Below are 16,814 nucleotides of genomic sequence, written 5' to 3' on the forward strand. Positions count from 1 at the left end.
ACGAAGACGAAGCGGGAATGCCCAACCTAAATTAAATGTAAGCGATATCTACGACATACTGATGCCCGAACCATCAGATCTCGTCGTTCAAGAGATCGCTGACATCGTGGAATGTGCAGAGCAGAGTGCGAATAAAGCCAATTTATATTACTCCCAGGCCAGGGATATAATTGAACTCGAGCTGGGGCTTGATAACAAAAATTATGATAAGTCCAGGGGCTACACAGCTCACTTGAGTGAGTCATTAGTCGAAGATCGGTTCGATGCTGACTATTTTCAGCCTCATTATCGCAACGTGGAGGCACTAATCAAAAATTATTACCAAGGCTACGAGCCTCTCATAGCTTGCTGCGATTCAATGAAACCCAATATCGATCCATCGTCGATTCCTTCCGGTCATTTTGATTACATCGAGCTTTCAAATATTAATTCATCACTCGGAATTGTTAATGGCAGCACTCAAGGTATGGGTTTTGACTTGCCTTCAAGAGCAAAACGGAAAGTTTCCAAAGGTGATATTGTCGCTTCGTCAGTTGTCGGGAGTATAGACAAGGCAGCTCTTATTTCTGAGGAACAAGACGGATTTATTGCGTCCACAGGGTTTTTTCATTTGAGGCCAAAATCGGTCACCTCTGAATTTTTACTCATGACTGTCAGATCGCAATGCGTTCGTACACAACTTCAGCAGCAGGCTACCGGAGGAATTTTGAGTGCGGTGCCGGACAATAGACTAAGGCACGTGATCATTCCAAAGGTGCCTGAAAAGCTGCAGCGAAGGATCTCAGATCTTGTGAAGAATGCTCATAGTGAGAAGTTGGCATCCCTTCAACTGCTCGATGAGGCTAAGTCTCGAGTAGCTCAGCTCATAGAAGAGGCGGTGCAGACATGAATGTTTCTGCGGAAGACAAGCGAGCCGGAGTTTGTTGTGATCGACCGCGTAAACAGCGATGCGTGTCTCGATTGGGGGCAGCTCAAGTTAGTGGCTGACGGCATGCTCAGCCCTGAGTGACCGGACCAGCGAATTGGAAAACAGAGAAGGCGCCGCCGAAGAGTTGTGGTGCTCTCAGAAAACTGCTCTCTGTTGCCACCTGCCCGGGATTTCGCGGGCCTAACTCGCGGATACTACGCGACAATCTCGCAAGGCTATATTTCTTAGCAAAAACAGGCGACTAGCTGGCGGACCGGGTAGGATTCGAACTCGTGGTCCGGTTAGCAAAATTAGCCTCTGATTTCACGAGAGAATTTCCGGCCTATCTCGCCAAATTGGCCTTTAGAGAAAATTGCCCGCGGTGGGTGCTAAGTCCAAGCCTTCAACTCAGTCTCTATGGTCCGCTTCGGCTTCCGTGTAGCCGAGCGATTAAGCGTCCGCATTCAGAAACGGGACGGCTGCCGCCAAAAGAGCATCTGGATTCTCTTCTGGTATGAAGTGTCCGGAATCGATCTCTGCGCCTGCGAGGTCATCGCTCCAGCCTCTCCAAAGCCCGAGCGGATCTCCCGTAATTCTCGGAAAGCCCAATTTCGACCAAACGAAAAGGAGTGGTGCCTTTATTTTTGTGCCTCGTGCTCTGTCGGCAACATCGAGCGACCTGTCTATGGACGCGCCAGCCCGATAGTCCTCACACATTGCATGGACCCTCGCAGGGTCGCGCATCTGTTCTCGATAGCTTTCCAGAGATCGCGGATCAAATACGTCGAGGTCATTGCCCTTCGCCCAGCTTCGAAGTGTCCACTCAAGGTAGAAGACTGGATCCCCTCCTATGAGGCTCTCGGGTAAGGGAGACGGCTGGGCCAAAAACGACCAATGGTAGGCCTTCATGGCCATCTCGGCGTCGAAAGCGCTCCACATATCGCTTGTGGGAACAACTTCAATGATCAATACGCGTCGGATCTTTGTCGAATGATCCAGAGCCATCCGATATGCGACCCGCGCTCCTCGATCGTGGCCCATCACACTAAAGTCGTTGTGGCCCATCGACGCCATCACTGACATGAGAAGCGCCGCCATTCGGCGTTTCGAAAAAGTCTCGTGATCAGGCACGTCCGCGGGAATGGAACTCGCCCCGTAGCCGGGAAGATCCGCAATCACGCAGGTAAAATGCCTTGCTAAGGGAGCTGCCAGTTTAAGCCACGCGGCGTGGTTCTGTGGGTAACCATGGAGCAGCAAGAGTGGCGTTCCGCTTCCTCCGACATGAACACTAAGCCTTTGGTCTCCGATGGAGACCATTTGATGCTCGTATCCTGGAAAGATCGACTGCCCCATCCATCCGGCTCATAGGCAATCGATTGGCCTGGGAATGATCAAAACTCAACAACCCGGTCCTGACGCAGGATCCAGCCTGCCTCACCGGCCTCCAGCTTGTACTGAATCTGCCGAGTGCCGCCCGTAGGTTGGGCGTTGGGATCGCCGTCCTTGTAGATCGGGAAGCGGCGCAGGAAAGCTCCCTCGCCGACTGCGAACTCGTCGTGACCCATGTACCCCTGCGAGATCGCGGGATCATCTTCAATCGAGGGCAGATAGATCTGGCTCAGCGATTTGTTCTGGTTCGAAGCGTAAGCAATCAGTGATCCATAAGACCCGCTGCCCGCTGAAGTGACATAGACATAAATCTCAGGGTAGCCGTCGGCGTTGATGTCCTCGATCTCGACGTTGGTAATGGTGCCGTCGGCCTCGGCCTCCATCTGACCTATCGGGCCTTCGGGGCCCTCGGCCCGAACAGTAACCTGATTGATCGAACTGTCGTTTGGGCTCTCGACTTGGAAGGTGACATCTCCAAGCACCATCTGAGCGAAGAACGGCTCAGCCTGGGCGCTGGCCTCATCGTTGTTGCTTCCGGCGTCACCGGCGGGTGTCGGGTCAGGTGCAGCTGCCGGCGGTGCGGTCTCGGTCTTTGCGGGGGGCGCCGCAGGCGCCTCAGCTTGTTCCTCGGAGCATGCGGTCAAGGCGAGGGTTAGGGCAATTGCGAAAATGCCAGTGAGAGATCTCATATCTTTACCTGCAGCTCTGAGTGATCGGTTTGAGACCTATGCATACCCGGATTTGTTGCCATTAAGCGAGAGTGGCACTTGCAACTGATGCGACCCTCAGTGCCGCCCAACCGGACCGCCGAATTCGAGAACAGAGAATTCGCTGCCTGAAAGCCGTGGTGCTCTCAGAAAACTGCTCTCTGCTGCCACTTGTCGGGGATTTCGCGGGCCTAACTCGCGGATATTACGGGACAATCGAGAAAGGCAAAAATTCTTCGTAAAAACAGAGGACTAGCTGGCGGAGAGAGAGGGATTCGAACCCTCGGAACGCTTGCGCGCTCAACGGTTTTCGAGACCGCCCCGTTCAACCACTCCGGCACCTCTCCGAGGTGGGTCATGTAGCTTGCCGGGAGGCCCGCCGCAAGCCGGGCAAGACGCCGAAATGCCGCGTCCGCCGGGCTTTTTTGAGGGGGTCCGGCAATTGACTTATGGGCCTTCGCCTCTATATTGCGCCGCTTATCGCTCCTTTAGAGGCGTGCCGGCCCCACGAAATTGTGCTGGCAGATCAAGCCCCAAGAGACGGATTGGAAAAGATGTTCGCGGTCATTCGCACGGGCGGCAAGCAATATCGCGTGGCGCCGGAAGACATTATCGAGATTGAGAAGATCGCCGGCCAGCCCGGCGATATCGTCCAGCTGGGCGAGGTTCTGCTGCTGGGCGGCGACGGTTCGCCCAAATCGGGCAGCCCGACCATCTCCGGCGCATCCGTGGCCGCCGAGGTGCTGGAGCAGAAGCGCGACGACAAGATCATCGTCTTCAAGAAGAAGCGGCGCCAAGGCTACCGCCGGACCAAGGGCCACCGCCAGGCTCTGACCGCGCTCCGCATCACCGAGATTCTGACCGACGGCAAGAAGCCGTCGAAGGCCGCCGCCAAGCCGGCCCCGAAAAAGGCCGAGACCAAGCCGGCTCCGAAGGCAGAGGCGAAGCCCGCTGCCAAGGCTCCGGCGAAGAAGGCGGCTCCGGCCAAGAAGGCTGAGACTAAGGCCCCGGCCAAGAAGGCCCCGGCCAAAAAGGCCGCGACCAAGGCGCCAGCCAAGAAGGCAGCCGCCAAAAAGGCCGCGCCTAAGAAGAAGAGCTAAAGGAACACCACCATGGCACATAAAAAAGCAGGCGGCTCCTCGCGCAACGGGCGCGACTCAGCTGGACGGCGCCTTGGCGTCAAAAAGTCGGGTGGGCAGCAGGTCATCGCCGGCAACATCATCATCCGCCAGCGTGGCACCAAGTGGCACCAGGGTGACAATGTCGGCATGGGCAAGGACCACACCCTGTTCGCGCTCAGGGACGGTGTCGTCGAATTCGCGACCAAGCAGAAGGGCCGGGTCTACGTCTCGGTGAAGCCAAGCGAGGCGTCTTAAAGCCCTCGTTTCCCTTCGTGCTAACCGTTTGCCGCGCGCCATTGGGCGCGTATAGCCTTTTGTCCCGTGCAGATCAAAACGCAAAGACTCATCTTGCGGCCGCCGGCGCTCGCCGATGCGGCGCGTATCGCCATGCTTGCGGGCGACTACGACGTTGCGTGCATGACGGGCACCATTCCGCATCCCTATAGCGAGCAGATGGCGGCCGAGTGGCTTGCCGGCGCGCTGAACGGGGAAGAGGGCGTGGTGTTCATGATCGAGCGCGACGGCACGCTCGTCGGCTGCACAGGCTACCGGGCCTTCGGTGCCGATCACGCCGAGCTCGGCTACTGGATCGGCAAGCCCTATTGGGGGCATGGCTATGCGACGGAGGCAGCCCGGGCGCTTATCGCGCACGCGTTCGATGCCGATGGGTTCGCCTATCTCAAAGCGGGCTACCTCGCGGATAATCTGAGATCCGAGCGGGTCCTGCAGAAGCTTGGTTTCGTGGCCGATGACGAGGAAATGCGCGATTGCGCGGCACGAGGCGACACCGTCCACTGCACCACCTACCGGCTGAGCCGGGCCGATGCGCAAGCCAGCCTTCGTCAGCCATAGGCCGGCAGGCTCAAGGCCGGTCCCCATAAGTGCCCACGGCTAGTGCAACGGTAAGACCTCTAATGCTAAGCCCTTCTGATGCAGTTTCTTGATTCCGCAAAGGTCTTTGTCCGCTCCGGCGATGGCGGCAACGGGTGCGTGAGCTTCCGGCGGGAGAAGTTTGTCGAGTACGGCGGCCCCAACGGCGGAGACGGCGGCAAGGGCGGCGACGTGATCGTGGAATGCGTGGCCAATCTCAACACGCTGCTCGACTTCCGCTACCAGCAGCACTTCAAAGCCAAGAAGGGCGGCAATGGCATGGGCCAGAACCGCACCGGGGCGAAGGGCGCGGACATCGTGCTGAAATTGCCGCCGGGGACGCAAATTCTCGATGAGGACGGCGAGACGCTGATCGCTGATCTCACTGAGCCTGGCCAGCGCCTTGTCTTGCTGACAGGCGGCAATGGCGGCTTCGGCAACGCGCATTTCAAGACGTCCACCAATCAGGCGCCGCGCCGGGCCAATCCAGGCCTGCCGGGCGAGGAGATGTATATCTGGCTGCGGCTCAAGCTGATCGGCGATGCAGGCATCGTTGGTCTGCCGAACGCGGGCAAGTCGACATTCCTTGCCGCGGTCAGCGCCGCGAAGCCGAAGATTGCCGATTACCCGTTCACGACGCTGCATCCCAATCTTGGCGTGGTGCGGGTGGGCGGCCTCGACTTCGTCCTCGCCGACATTCCCGGCCTGATCGAGGGCGCGCATGAGGGCGTCGGCATTGGCGATCGCTTTCTCGGTCACGTGGAGCGGACCGCGGTGCTGCTGCATCTCGTCGATGCGACGGCCGACGACCCTGTTGCGGCGTATGAGGTCGTGCGCGGCGAGATCGAGGCCTATGGCGCTGGGCTCGAAGTCAAGCCCGGAGTGTTGGCCTTGTCGAAAGTGGATGCCGTGGCTGACGACGAACTAAAGAAGAAATCGCGCGCGTTGAAAAAAGCCGCGGGCGTTACGCCGCTTCTCGTCTCCGCCGTCACGGGCGAAGGCGTGCAGGACGTGCTGCATGCGCTTGCGCGCGAGGTCGAGACGATGCGGGAACGCGAGACGGCCGACCTGTCGCGCAAGACGAGCCAAGGATGGCGGCCATGAGATCCGAATGGACAGGGGCGCGGCGCATCGTCGTCAAGATCGGCTCTGCCCTTCTGGTCGACAGCGCCGCCGGCAAGCTCCGCACCGAGTGGTTCGACGCCTTTGCCGACGACATCGCGGCGCTGCGTGCCGAAGGCAAAGAAGTGATCGTGGTGTCTTCCGGCGCCATTGCGCTGGGCCGCAATGCGCTGGGTTTGCCGAAAGGTGCGCTGAAGCTCGACGATAGTCAGGCGGCCGCTTCGGTCGGGCAGATCTCGTTAGCGCATGCGTTCGAGGACAGGTTCCGCGCGCGGGGAATGGTAGCCGCACAGATTCTTGTCACGCTTGGCGACACCGAAGAGCGCCGCCGCTATCTCAACGCGCGCAGTACCATGTCGACACTGCTTAAGCTCGGCGCGGTGCCGGTCGTAAACGAGAACGACACCGTGGCGACGAATGAAATCCGCTACGGGGACAACGACCGGCTGGCGGCGCGCATTGCCTCGATGATGAGTGCGGACTGCCTTGTGCTTCTATCCGACGTGGACGGGTTCTATACCGCGCCGCCCGGCATGGACGAGAACGCGCGGCGTCTCGACGAGGTGCCTGATATCACGGCTGAGATCGAAGCCATGGCCGGAGACGTCGGTTCGGAACTGTCGCGCGGCGGCATGGTCACCAAGATCGAGGCGGCAAAGATCGCGGTGCAAGCCGGTACGCACATGGTCATCGCCAGCGGCAAGGTGATAAAGCCTCTCCAGACGCTCGCCACCACTGGCGTTTGCACCTGGTTCCTGGCGCATTCCGATCCCGTTACCGCGCGCAAGCGCTGGATCGGCGGCTCTCTTGAGCCGCGGGGCGCCTATGTGGTCGATGCAGGCGCCGCGGCGGCCTTGGTCTCTGGAAACAGTCTCTTGCCCGCGGGCGTCACGCAGGTGGAGGGCGTGTTCGAGCGCGGCGATGCCGTGATCATCAGGACCGGCGATGGCGCTGAGGTCGGCCGTGGCCTCACGGCTTACGGGGCTGACGACGCCAGTGCCATTATCGGCCGCAAGAGCAGTGAAATCGCGGACATTCTCGGCTACCTTGGCCGCCCTGAGCTGATCCATCGCGATGATATGACCTTGAAGCGCAAAGGCTCTTAAGACATGCCACTGCCTGCCCAAGACCCGACTGTCAGCATTGAGCCCATGATGCTCTATATGGGAAGGCTCGCGCGCGAGGCGTCGACCGAGCTTGCGGTCGCCTCGACGGACGCGAAGAACGCGGCGCTCGGCCGCATGGCCGCGCGTCTTGATGCGGAGTCCGAGAAGATCATCGACGCCAACCACCAGGACCTGGAAGCCGCCGAGAAGAAGGGCCGCGACTCTGCATTTCTCGACCGCTTGCGGCTCGACCCTTTGCGCGTGGCGGCCATGGCCAAGGGCCTGCACGAGGTTGCCGCGCTGCCTGATCCGGTAGGCGCTACCATGGCCTCGTGGACGCGGCCCAACGGGCTTGAGATTTCCCGCGTGCGCGTGCCGCTCGGCGTCATTGGCATGATCTACGAGAGCCGGCCCAATGTGACGGCCGATGCGTCCGGTCTTTGCTTGAAGTCTGGCAACGCAGTGATTTTGCGCTCAGGCTCCGACAGTTTTCTGACCTCGCTCGTCATCGCCAATGTGCTGACCGAAGCGATCACGGCGTCCGGATTGCCGGCCGCATCGATCCAGATGGTTCCGTCCGTCGACCGCTCGGCGGTTGGCTTTATGCTCGGCGGTCTCGACGGCGCCATCGATGTCATCGTGCCGCGCGGCGGCAGGAGTCTCGTCGAGCGCGTGCAAGAAGAAGCGCGCGTACCGGTGTTCGCGCATTTGGAAGGCGTGTGTCACGTCTATGTGGACGAGAACGCCGATCTCGATATGGCGAAGGAGATTGTCGTCAATGCGAAGATGCGGCGCACCGGTATTTGTGGCGCGGCGGAGACATTGCTCGTTTCGCACGCAGCGGTTTCCACGCATCTAACGCCCATCGTCGATGCGCTGATCGAAGCGGGCTGCGAAGTGCGCGGCGATCCGGACACGCAGCGCACGGATAGCCGCGTCAAGCCGGCCACCGACGAGGATTGGGGTGCGGAGTATCTGGCGCCGATCATCGCGGTGAAAGTCGTCGACAGCCTCGACGACGCCATCGCTCATATTGCCGAATACGGGTCGCATCACACCGATGCCATCGTTACGAACGACCAAGACGCGGCAAGCACGTTTCTGTCGCGCGTCGACAGCGCCATCGTGCTGCATAACGCCTCGACCCAGTTTGCCGACGGTGGCGAGTTCGGCATGGGCGCGGAGATCGGCATCGCCACGGGGCGCTTTCATGCGCGCGGACCCGTTGGCGTCGAGCAACTCACCACGTTCAAATATGTGGTGCGCGGACAAGGCCAGACGCGGTCTTGAGCGTGAGCGGCCTCGCGCATCTCAAGGCGCCCGCCGCTGCATCCGGCATGCGGATCGGTCTCCTCGGCGGCTCATTCGATCCGGCACATGAGGCGCACCGGGAGATCAGTCTCGCGGCGTTGAAGCGCCTCGGGCTCGATCAAGTGTGGTGGCTGGTGACGCCGGGAAATCCCCTGAAGGACGTTTCCCAACTGCCGGATCTCAAGACGCGTGTGGCGGCGGCGGCGCGTGTGGCGAACCATCCGCGGATCGTGGTGACCGGCTATGACGGCTGCACCGGCAGCGGTTACACGATCGACCTCCTCAAGGCCCTGCGGCGGCGCTTTTCCGACGTCTATTTCGTGTGGCTGATGGGTGCGGACAATCTGGTGGATTTCCATCGCTGGAAGTCTTGGCCCGAAATCTTCTCGATGCTGCCGATCGCGGTGCTGGACCGCCCCGGCTACCGGCTGAAGGCAAAAGCGAGCCAGGCGGCCCAGCGCTTTGCGCCCTACTATGTGGACGAGACCGACGCAGGCGGCCTGGCGCTCCTCGAGCCGCCTGCCTGGACAATCCTCAGCCACAGACTGTCCGGCCTCTCGTCGACGGCCATTCGCGAAAATGTCTTGGAATCAGGGTAGATCGCTAGATAAGAGCAAGAAAAACCCCGGCAATACTAGCTATTGAAAGGCCCCGACCCAGCATACTATGTTTTAGGGGTGAAGCGGCAATCTAGGGGCTCCTCAAGCATTGTGCGCGAGACACGGCCAAGGCCGCTTCCAGGAGCAATGGTAGAAGGATACCCACGCAAACATGCGCACACCTAGAGAGGGTGCCACGCATGGCACGCCTCCAGCCGGACTTGCGTCATTCCGCGCCGATCCGGATAGACTGCTCAAGGTCGTGCTCGACACGCTCGACGGCTCGAAGGCCGAAGACATTGTCGTGGTTGACCTGAAAGGAAAGACCTCAATCGGCGATCACATGGTGATTGCCTCGGGTCGTTCGCAGCGGCATGTCGGTGCTCTCGCCGACCACCTCATCAAAAAGCTGAAGGATGAAGGTTATGGCCGCGCCCGCGTCGAAGGGCAGCCCCAAGGCGACTGGGTGCTGATCGATGCTGGCGATGTCATCGTCCATCTCTTCCGGCCCGAGGTTCGAGATTTCTACAATCTCGAAAAGATGTGGTCCGCTGACCGGCCCATGGAGCGGATGGTGGTCTGAGGAAAGACCGCCAGCGGCGGCATGTTCGCGAGGTGAGCCATGCGGCTCTTGATCGCCGCCGTCGGAAAGCTAAAGCAGGGACCTGAGCGCGAGCTCAGCACCCATTATCTCGGCCGCGCCGAGGCGCTTGGCCGGAGCCTATCTTTGTCACCCCTCTCATCGATCGAACTGGCCGAGTCCAGAGCTGCGAACGCGGCCCTACGCCGGGACGCGGAGGCGCAAGCGCTTCTCGCCAAGGTGCCTTCGGGCTCCAAGCGCGTCTGTCTGGATCCCGGCGGCAAGACGCTGTCGAGCGAGGATTTCGCTCAGGTGCTTGGCAGGCTCAGGGACGGAGGGGCCTCCGGTGCGGCCTTTCTCATCGGCGGCCCGGACGGCCTGGGGCGGGCGGCGCTGGATGGGGCGGAGCTGTCCCTCTCCCTAGGTCCGATGATCTTGCCGCACGGGCTTGCCCGGATCGTGTTGGCGGAGCAGCTCTATCGGGCCATGACGATTTTGGCCGGGCACCCCTACCACCGCGGTTGATCTCCTAAGGTTAAGGATTCGTAAGCGTTTTGCCTTGATTCTGCCGCTTCCCTCCGGTGCCATCGACGGAACGGCCAGGGCGTATGGCGCATTCCGATCTATTGGCTTTCACCAGACAAAAAACTCGGGTCGTCCTGCTCCTCGCCGGGCTGCTTTGCGTCTTGCCGTGGACCTCTTACGCGCAAGAAGATCTTTCGCGCGACGAGGCGAAGAAGCGTCTCGACGAGACCGAGCAGGAACTGCAGTCGAGCCGCGTCAAGGCGAAGGGGCTCACCAAGGACCTCACCGCCCTCGCAGAAGAACGCGCGCGGCTCAATAGTGCGCTGATCGAGGCCGGTACGCGTGTGCAGGCCAGCGAAGCGAAGCTGTCCGAGACCGAGGGCAAGCTGACCGAGCTGACCGAACAGGTCACGGTCATGCGGACCTCAATCGACGAACGAAAGGTCGCCATCGTTAAGATGCTGAGCGCGATGCAAAGGATTGGGCGAACGCCGCCGCCGGCCATCGTCACGCGCCGCGACAATGCGCTGGCCGTGGTGCGTGGCGCCATGTTGCTCGCCGAGGTGTTCCCCGAGCTGAAATATCAGGCGGACAATCTCTCGCACGAACTGGAGGGATTGGTCAGGCTGGAGAACGGCATCCGCACGCAGCGCGACGAGCAGAAGCGGGAGGCCGGCCGGCTCGCCGCTGAGCGTAAGCGGCTCGACGCGTTGCTCGAGGAGAGGAAGTCGAAGCAGGCGCAAGGCGAGATCGAGCTGACCCGGCTGGAGCAGTCCGCCGAGCAGCTGGCGACCGAGGTCACGACCCTGAACGAGCTCATCGAGAATCTCGACGTTCGAATTGCCAAGGCCGAAGTGGCGCAATACGACGCCGAGATCGCGGCTGAGAAGGCCTTGCGCGAGCGGTTGCAGCAGGAAGTCATGGCAACTCCGGCGAATGAGAATGTGATCGAGATCAAGCCCGAATCGACCAAAGTGGCCTTTGCCAGTCCCGATCGGCTGAAGCCGGCCATGCCGTTCGAGCGGGCCAAAGGCACGCTGAGGCTGCCCGCCCAGGGGCGCCAGACGCATCAGTTTGGCGACCCGGATGTCGCAGGTGCGGCCCTCCAGGGCCTATCTCTCCAGACCCGCAAGGAAGCGCGGATTATCGCGCCCTCGGACGGTTGGGTGGTCTATGCGGGGCCCTTCCGCTCCTATGGCCAACTCTTGATCATCAATGCGGGCGGGGGCTATCATATTTTGCTTGCGGGGATGAGCCGCATAGATGTGAGCCTTGGCCAATTCGTTCTAGCCGGCGAGCCCATCGCTGTAATGGGCAATTCAGCGGAGCCAGGCAGCAGCGGCGATACTAGTTCACGCCCCGTCCTCTATGTCGAATTCAGGAAGGACGGTCGGCCAATAGACCCCGGCCCATGGTGGGTTGGGGAATCCGGGAAGGTGCAAGGATGATGCGGAAAACCGAATACGCGCTTTTGGCGCTTCTGGTGCTGGCTGTGCTCGCCGCTGGGTCGACCATGGTGAGCTTTGCCCGAAGCCAGGCGGCATCCGCCACCAACTCCGAGATCTACAAGCAGCTCGACCTTTTTGGCGAGGTTCTGGAGCGCGTGCGCGCCGACTATGTCGAGTCGCCTGAAGACGCCAAGCTCATCGAGTCCGCGATCAACGGAATGCTGACCGCGCTCGATCCGCACTCCGCCTATCTCAATCCGAAGCACTTCCGTGACATGCAGGTACAGACCCGCGGCGAGTTCGGTGGACTCGGTATCGAGGTCACCATGGAGAATGGCGTCGTGAAGGTCGTGGCGCCGATCGAGGATACGCCGGCCGCGCGTGCCGGCTTGCTGAGCGGCGATCTCGTTACGCATCTCGACAAGGAGCAGATCCACGGTCTGACGCTGCAACAGGCGGTGGAGAAGATGCGCGGGCCGGTCAACTCGCCGATCACGCTGACGGTCGTTCGCAAGGGCGTCGAGGACCCCTTCGAGGTGAAGGTCGTCCGCGACATCATTCATATCAACCCGGTGAAGTACAACGTCGAGGGCGACGATGTGGGCTATGTCCGGCTCACCACCTTCAACGAGCAGACCACCGAGAACTTGCAGAAGGCCGTTGCGGACCTGAAGAAGAAGCTCGGTCCCAAGCTCAAGGGCTACATTGTCGACCTGCGCAACAATCCGGGCGGCTTGCTCGACCAGGCTATCTCGGTCTCGGATTCGTTTCTCGACCAAGGGGCCATCGTGCTTACGCGTGGGCGCAATCTCGAAGAGACGCAGCGCTCGAACGCGCGGCAGGGCGATATCACGGGCGGTGAGAAGATCGTCGTGTTGATCAATGGCGGCTCCGCGTCCGCATCGGAGATCGTCGCCGGCGCGCTGCAGGACCATCACCGCGCCACCGTCATCGGGACGCGCTCGTTCGGCAAGGGATCGGTGCAGACGATCATCCCGCTTGGCTCCAACGGCGCCTTGCGGCTGACCACCGCTCGCTACTACACGCCGTCAGGCCGTTCGATCCAGGCCAAGGGTATCGACCCGGAGATCGTGGTCGAAGAGGAGCTTCCCGAGGACATCAAGAAGAAGGAAAAGGTCCAAGGTACGCGCGGTGAGTCCAATCTGCGTGGCCACCTGAAGGGCGAGGTCGGCGAAGACAAGGAAGAGGAGCAGTCCGGAAGTTCGTCATACGTGCCCGAGGACAAGGAGAAGGACACGCAGCTACAATACGCCCTAGATATCTTGAGGGGCATCAAGTCGGTCGACACGGAAGTCAAAAAGCAAAAGGCGGAGGCCAAGCAAAAGGCCGAAGCCGAACAGAAGGCGGAAGCCAAAGCGGAAGCCAATTAGTCTTTCGGTGATCGAATTGCCCCGGAACGTAGGCGTGAGCCCCATAAGACGGCCGGGCATTGGGGGAGGACGAAGACGATGAAAGCCCTGGCCGTTGCTTCGGGGATTGTGTTTTGGACGTTGGTGCTGGGCGCCATCATTCTCATCTTTTTTCCCAGCGGCGATGAGGGCGAGCCCGTCGCCGTCCTGAACATCGAGACGGTTCCGAGCGCTGCGGCTCCCGTGACGACCGACGGTGTCGATCTTCCGCCCGGCTTTGCCGTCGCGCCGGCGGCACCTCAGCGCCCGGCAGCGCCGATGCTCGCGCCACCCGGCCAGGGCACGACGATGATGCCAACCATGCCTGGTCCTGGCACCACCATGACACCGCCGCCACCACCACCACCGCCGCCAGGTCCGAGCGGAGCGCTGGAGACGCCTGAGCGGCAAGGCGCACTGCCTGCGGCCAGCGTCGCAACAGCCAATCTCGCCGCTGGGATCGATCAGACCGGCGGTACGGCACTGGATGCCGTGGTCCCGGCGTTGATCGAGGAGTCGGACTACGGACCGCTTCCAAGGGTCGCGGCCGACGGCCGGCGGCCTGCGGATGTCTACGCCCGGCCGTCGCATTACGGTCGCGGCGCGGGCGGACCGCCGCGGGTGGCGGTACTGGTCAGCGGCCTGGCTGTTCCCGGTGCGCCGGACGCCGATATCATCAAGGGCCTGCCGCCGCCGGTGAGCGTCGCCTATGGCGCCTACGGGCGCGGCGTCCAGGAGTGGGTAGACAAAGCCCGCGCAGATGGCCACGAGGTCCTCCTCGCGCTTCCCCTGGAACCAAACAACTACCCGGCCGTCGATCCCGGCCCCCACACTCTGCTTACCACCCTCCCCACAGACGAAAACCTCAAGCGGCTGCAATGGCTGATGTCGCGCTACACAGGCTATGCCGGCGTGACCAACCATATGGGCTCGAAGTTCGTGACCACGCAGGCTGCGCTCCGGCCGGTGCTCAAAGAGATGAAACGCCGCGGCCTGATCTATTTCGACGACGGTAGCGTCGAAGGCTCCGCCGTCGGCGAGACCGCTGCGAGCCTGGGGGTCGACTATTCGACCGCTCATGTTCAGTTAGAGCCCGGCAAGATGGCGGAATCGCTCGCCGCGCTCGAAGCCGAGGCGAAGGCGCAAGGCGCCGCGATCGGCGTTGCCAAGGCCGAACCGTCTGCCGTGAAGCAGATCGCCAAGTGGGCCGGATCGCTCGAAGGCAAGGGTCTCGTGCTCGTGCCGGTAAGCACGGCCATGCGCTCCCGGCGGCAGGGCTAGTCGGCAAGGCTAATTGAACAAGGCAGATCTCCAACCATGACCGATCCGGCTACGCTGCCTTACCGTCCTTGCGTCGGCGTCATGCTTTTGAACGCACAAGGTCTGATCTTTGTCGGCCGCCGCGCCGAACGCAAAGGTGCATCTGAAGGCGAGGGCCAGTGGTGGCAGATGCCCCAAGGCGGCGTCGACGATGGTGAGGCGCCGGAGGACGCGGCCAGTCGCGAGCTTTGGGAAGAGACCGGCGTCCGCAGCGCTGTTTTCATCGCGCAAACCGAAGACTGGCTGCTCTACGACCTGCCGCCTGAACTGGTCGGCGTCGCATGGAAGGGGCGCTATCGGGGGCAGAAGCAGATGTGGTTCGCGGCGCGCTTCGAAGGCGAAGAGAGTGACATAGACTTGCGGCCCCGCCCCGATCACAAGGCAGAGTTCGACGCCTGGCGCTGGGTGCCCATGGCGGAACTGCCCGCGCTCGTGGTGCCATTCAAGCGCGACGTCTATGATTCGGTGGTCGCGGCATTCGCGCCGCTGATAAGGGGGTGAAACGTCAGCCTAGAGGTTCAGCGTCGCCTGAACTTGGCGAAGGTGCTCCAGCTTGGTCTGGGCCCGATCCTTGGCGTCGTTCTCCAAGTCGGCCACATCCTCCTCGGCATTCTTGATCGCTTGGGCCAGATCGTCGGCCTTCAGCTCATCGAGGTCGACGGCCGTCTCGGCGAGCACCGTCAGGCCCGCCGGGTTCACTTCGGCAAAGCCGCCACGGATGAAGAAGCGCTGGCTCTTCCCGCCGGGAAGCCCGATATCGAGCAGGCCGGGCCGGAGTGTGGTCAGCACGGGCGCGTGTCTGGCGAGCACGGTCATGTCGCCCTCGGCGCCCGGAACCAGAACCTGCTCCACCTCGCCGGAGATCAAGAGCTTCTCCGGCGACACGAGCTCGAATGTGAACGCATCGGGCATTAAGCGGCCTCGGCAGCAAGCTGCTCTGCTTTGGCGACGGCCTCTTCGATGGTGCCGACCATGTAGAACGCCGCTTCCGGAAGGTGGTCGTAGTCACCGTCGCAAAGACCCTTGAAACCCTTGATGGTGTCGGCCAGATCGACCAGCACGCCAGGCGAGCCGGTGAACACCTCGGCCACGTGGAAGGGCTGAGACAGGAAACGCTCGATCTTACGGGCGCGCGACACGGCAAGCTTGTCGTCTTCGGACAGTTCGTCCATGCCGAGAATGGCGATGATGTCTTGCAGCGCCTTGTAGCGTTGCAGGATCTCCTGCACTCGGCGGGCAACCTCGTAGTGCTCTTCACCGACGATGCGCGGGTCGAGCATGCGCGAGGTGGAGTCGAGCGGGTCCACGGCAGGATAAATGCCCTTCTCGGCGATGGAACGCGACAGCACGGTGGTCGCGTCAAGATGCGCGAACGACGTGGCCGGCGCAGGGTCGGTCAGATCGTCGGCCGGCACATAAATGGCCTGCACCGAAGTGATCGATCCCTTCTGCGTCGTGGTGATGCGCTCCTGCAGCGCGCCCATGTCGGTGGCGAGCGTCGGCTGATATCCAACCGCCGAAGGAATACGGCCGAGCAGGGCCGACACTTCGGAGCCCGCCTGCGTGAACCGGAAGATGTTGTCCACGAAGAACAGCACGTCCTGGCCTTGATCGCGGAAGTATTCGGCGACGGTCAGGCCGGACAGGCCGACACGGGCGCGGGCGCCGGGCGGCTCGTTCATCTGGCCGTAGACGAGGGCGCATTTGGATCCGTCGATCGAGCCCTTCTTCGGGTCCTTGTTCACGCCGGAATCGATCATCTCGTGATAGAGGTCGTTGCCTTCGCGCGTACGCTCACCCACGCCGGCGAACACGGAGTAACCGCCGTGCGCCTTAGCGACGTTGTTGATCAGCTCCATGATGAGCACGGTCTTGCCCACGCCGGCGCCGCCGAACAGGCCGATCTTGCCGCCCTTGGAGTAAGGCGCCAGCAGGTCCACGACCTTGATGCCCGTGACCAGAATTTCGGACTCGGTCGACTGATCGACATAGGCCGGGGCCGGTGCATGGATCGGCCGCTTATCCGTGGTCTCGATCGGGCCGAGCTCGTCCACGGGCTCGCCGATCACGTTCATGATGCGGCCAAGCGTGTTGTCGCCAACGGGAACGGCGATCGGCTCGCCGGTGTCCACGACCTCCTGGCCGCGCACCAGTCCGTCGGTGCTGTCCATGGCGACGGTGCGTACGGTGTTCTCGCCGAGATGCTGGGCAACCTCGAGCACGAGGCGTGTGTCCTGGTTGTCGGTCTCAAGCGCGTTCAAGATCTCGGGCAGATTCTCGTCGAACTGCACGTCGACGACAGCGCCGGTCACCTGAACGATGTGACCCTTCGCGCCTTTGCCTGCGGCGATCTTCTTCTCTTGCTTCTTGGTCTCAGCAACCACTGCTTTCCTTGCCATC

Annotated in this window: 18 protein-coding genes and 1 tRNA gene; 14 read left to right on the forward strand and 5 right to left on the reverse strand. The window is 61.6% G+C overall.

Annotation, left to right across the window (positions count from 1 at the left end; all coding sequences use genetic code 11):
* Positions 1–889, forward strand: an 889-nt coding sequence (locus ABY454_RS00005; RefSeq protein WP_372928103.1) for a hypothetical protein, incomplete at its 5' end; no start/stop codon positions are given.
* A gap of 468 nt (positions 890–1,357) precedes the next feature.
* On the opposite strand, the gene ABY454_RS00010 is transcribed toward ABY454_RS00005, so the two are convergent.
* The 3 genes from ABY454_RS00010 to ABY454_RS00020 all read right to left on the reverse strand — a co-directional run bounded on the left by ABY454_RS00010 (position 1,358) and on the right by ABY454_RS00020 (position 3,350).
* Complete coding sequence (locus ABY454_RS00010; protein ID WP_372928104.1) at positions 1,358–2,260, reverse strand: alpha/beta fold hydrolase; 903 nt, start codon at positions 2,258–2,260, stop codon at positions 1,358–1,360.
* A 38-nt stretch (positions 2,261–2,298) separates the two neighbouring features.
* Positions 2,299–2,985, reverse strand: a complete 687-nt coding sequence (locus tag ABY454_RS00015; protein ID WP_372928105.1) for a PliI family lysozyme inhibitor of I-type lysozyme — start codon at positions 2,983–2,985, stop codon at positions 2,299–2,301.
* A 275-nt stretch (positions 2,986–3,260) separates the two neighbouring features.
* Positions 3,261–3,350 (reverse strand) — tRNA-Ser (locus tag ABY454_RS00020).
* A 207-nt stretch (positions 3,351–3,557) separates the two neighbouring features.
* Between ABY454_RS00020 and rplU the strand changes: the two genes are divergently transcribed.
* From rplU to ABY454_RS00085, 13 genes are all read left to right on the forward strand, one after another.
* The gene (gene rplU, locus ABY454_RS00025; RefSeq protein WP_372928106.1) at positions 3,558–4,103 is read left to right on the forward strand and encodes a 50S ribosomal protein L21; all 546 of its coding nucleotides are present in this window, start codon (positions 3,558–3,560) and stop codon (positions 4,101–4,103) included.
* Between the two features lie 12 nt (positions 4,104–4,115).
* Positions 4,116–4,379: a 50S ribosomal protein L27 gene (gene rpmA, locus ABY454_RS00030; RefSeq protein ID WP_372928107.1), complete on the forward strand. Its 264-nt coding sequence runs from the start codon at positions 4,116–4,118 to the stop codon at positions 4,377–4,379.
* A 66-nt stretch (positions 4,380–4,445) separates the two neighbouring features.
* Positions 4,446–4,976 carry a GNAT family N-acetyltransferase gene (locus ABY454_RS00035; protein ID WP_372928108.1) on the forward strand — a complete coding sequence of 177 codons (531 nt, stop codon included), beginning with the start codon at positions 4,446–4,448 and terminating at the stop codon, positions 4,974–4,976.
* Between the two features lie 78 nt (positions 4,977–5,054).
* Positions 5,055–6,098 carry a GTPase ObgE gene (obgE, locus tag ABY454_RS00040; protein ID WP_372928109.1) on the forward strand — a complete coding sequence of 348 codons (1,044 nt, stop codon included), beginning with the start codon at positions 5,055–5,057 and terminating at the stop codon, positions 6,096–6,098.
* Positions 6,086–7,222 carry a glutamate 5-kinase gene (gene proB / locus ABY454_RS00045; protein WP_372928110.1) on the forward strand — a complete coding sequence of 379 codons (1,137 nt, stop codon included), beginning with the start codon at positions 6,086–6,088 and terminating at the stop codon, positions 7,220–7,222. The genes obgE and proB overlap by 13 nt, the downstream gene beginning before the upstream one ends.
* 3 nt (positions 7,223–7,225) lie before the next feature.
* Positions 7,226–8,512: a glutamate-5-semialdehyde dehydrogenase gene (locus ABY454_RS00050; RefSeq protein ID WP_372928111.1), complete on the forward strand. Its 1,287-nt coding sequence runs from the start codon at positions 7,226–7,228 to the stop codon at positions 8,510–8,512.
* A gap of 2 nt (positions 8,513–8,514) precedes the next feature.
* Positions 8,515–9,132, forward strand: coding sequence for a nicotinate-nucleotide adenylyltransferase (locus ABY454_RS00055; protein WP_372928233.1), 618 nt, complete (start codon positions 8,515–8,517; stop codon positions 9,130–9,132).
* A 172-nt stretch (positions 9,133–9,304) separates the two neighbouring features.
* Entirely contained in the window at positions 9,305–9,715 is a 411-nt protein-coding gene (gene rsfS / locus ABY454_RS00060; RefSeq protein WP_372928112.1) for a ribosome silencing factor, read from the forward strand.
* A 39-nt stretch (positions 9,716–9,754) separates the two neighbouring features.
* Entirely contained in the window at positions 9,755–10,237 is a 483-nt protein-coding gene (gene rlmH, locus ABY454_RS00065) for a 23S rRNA (pseudouridine(1915)-N(3))-methyltransferase RlmH (RefSeq protein ID WP_372928113.1), read from the forward strand.
* An 83-nt stretch (positions 10,238–10,320) separates the two neighbouring features.
* Positions 10,321–11,685, forward strand: coding sequence for a murein hydrolase activator EnvC (locus ABY454_RS00070; RefSeq protein ID WP_372928114.1), 1,365 nt, complete (start codon positions 10,321–10,323; stop codon positions 11,683–11,685).
* The gene (locus ABY454_RS00075; protein ID WP_372928115.1) at positions 11,682–13,076 is read left to right on the forward strand and encodes a S41 family peptidase; all 1,395 of its coding nucleotides are present in this window, start codon (positions 11,682–11,684) and stop codon (positions 13,074–13,076) included. Before ABY454_RS00070 ends, ABY454_RS00075 begins: the two co-directional genes overlap by 4 nt.
* Before the next feature lie 78 nt (positions 13,077–13,154).
* Positions 13,155–14,375 (forward strand): divergent polysaccharide deacetylase family protein, encoded by a 1,221-nt coding sequence (locus tag ABY454_RS00080; RefSeq protein WP_372928116.1) that lies wholly within the window; start codon positions 13,155–13,157, stop codon positions 14,373–14,375.
* A gap of 36 nt (positions 14,376–14,411) precedes the next feature.
* Entirely contained in the window at positions 14,412–14,915 is a 504-nt protein-coding gene (locus tag ABY454_RS00085; RefSeq protein WP_372928117.1) for an RNA pyrophosphohydrolase, read from the forward strand.
* A gap of 9 nt (positions 14,916–14,924) precedes the next feature.
* On the opposite strand, the gene ABY454_RS00090 is transcribed toward ABY454_RS00085, so the two are convergent.
* Together ABY454_RS00090 and atpD are read right to left on the reverse strand one after the other, a co-directional pair.
* Entirely contained in the window at positions 14,925–15,326 is a 402-nt protein-coding gene (locus ABY454_RS00090) for a F0F1 ATP synthase subunit epsilon (RefSeq protein ID WP_372928118.1), read from the reverse strand.
* Positions 15,326–16,813 carry a F0F1 ATP synthase subunit beta gene (atpD, locus tag ABY454_RS00095; protein WP_372928119.1) on the reverse strand — a complete coding sequence of 496 codons (1,488 nt, stop codon included), beginning with the start codon at positions 16,811–16,813 and terminating at the stop codon, positions 15,326–15,328. The genes ABY454_RS00090 and atpD overlap by 1 nt, the downstream gene beginning before the upstream one ends.
* Position 16,814: the final 1 nt, after the last annotated feature.

This window comes from Methyloceanibacter sp., assembly GCF_041573655.1.
GTDB lineage: Bacteria > Pseudomonadota > Alphaproteobacteria > Rhizobiales > Methyloligellaceae > Methyloceanibacter.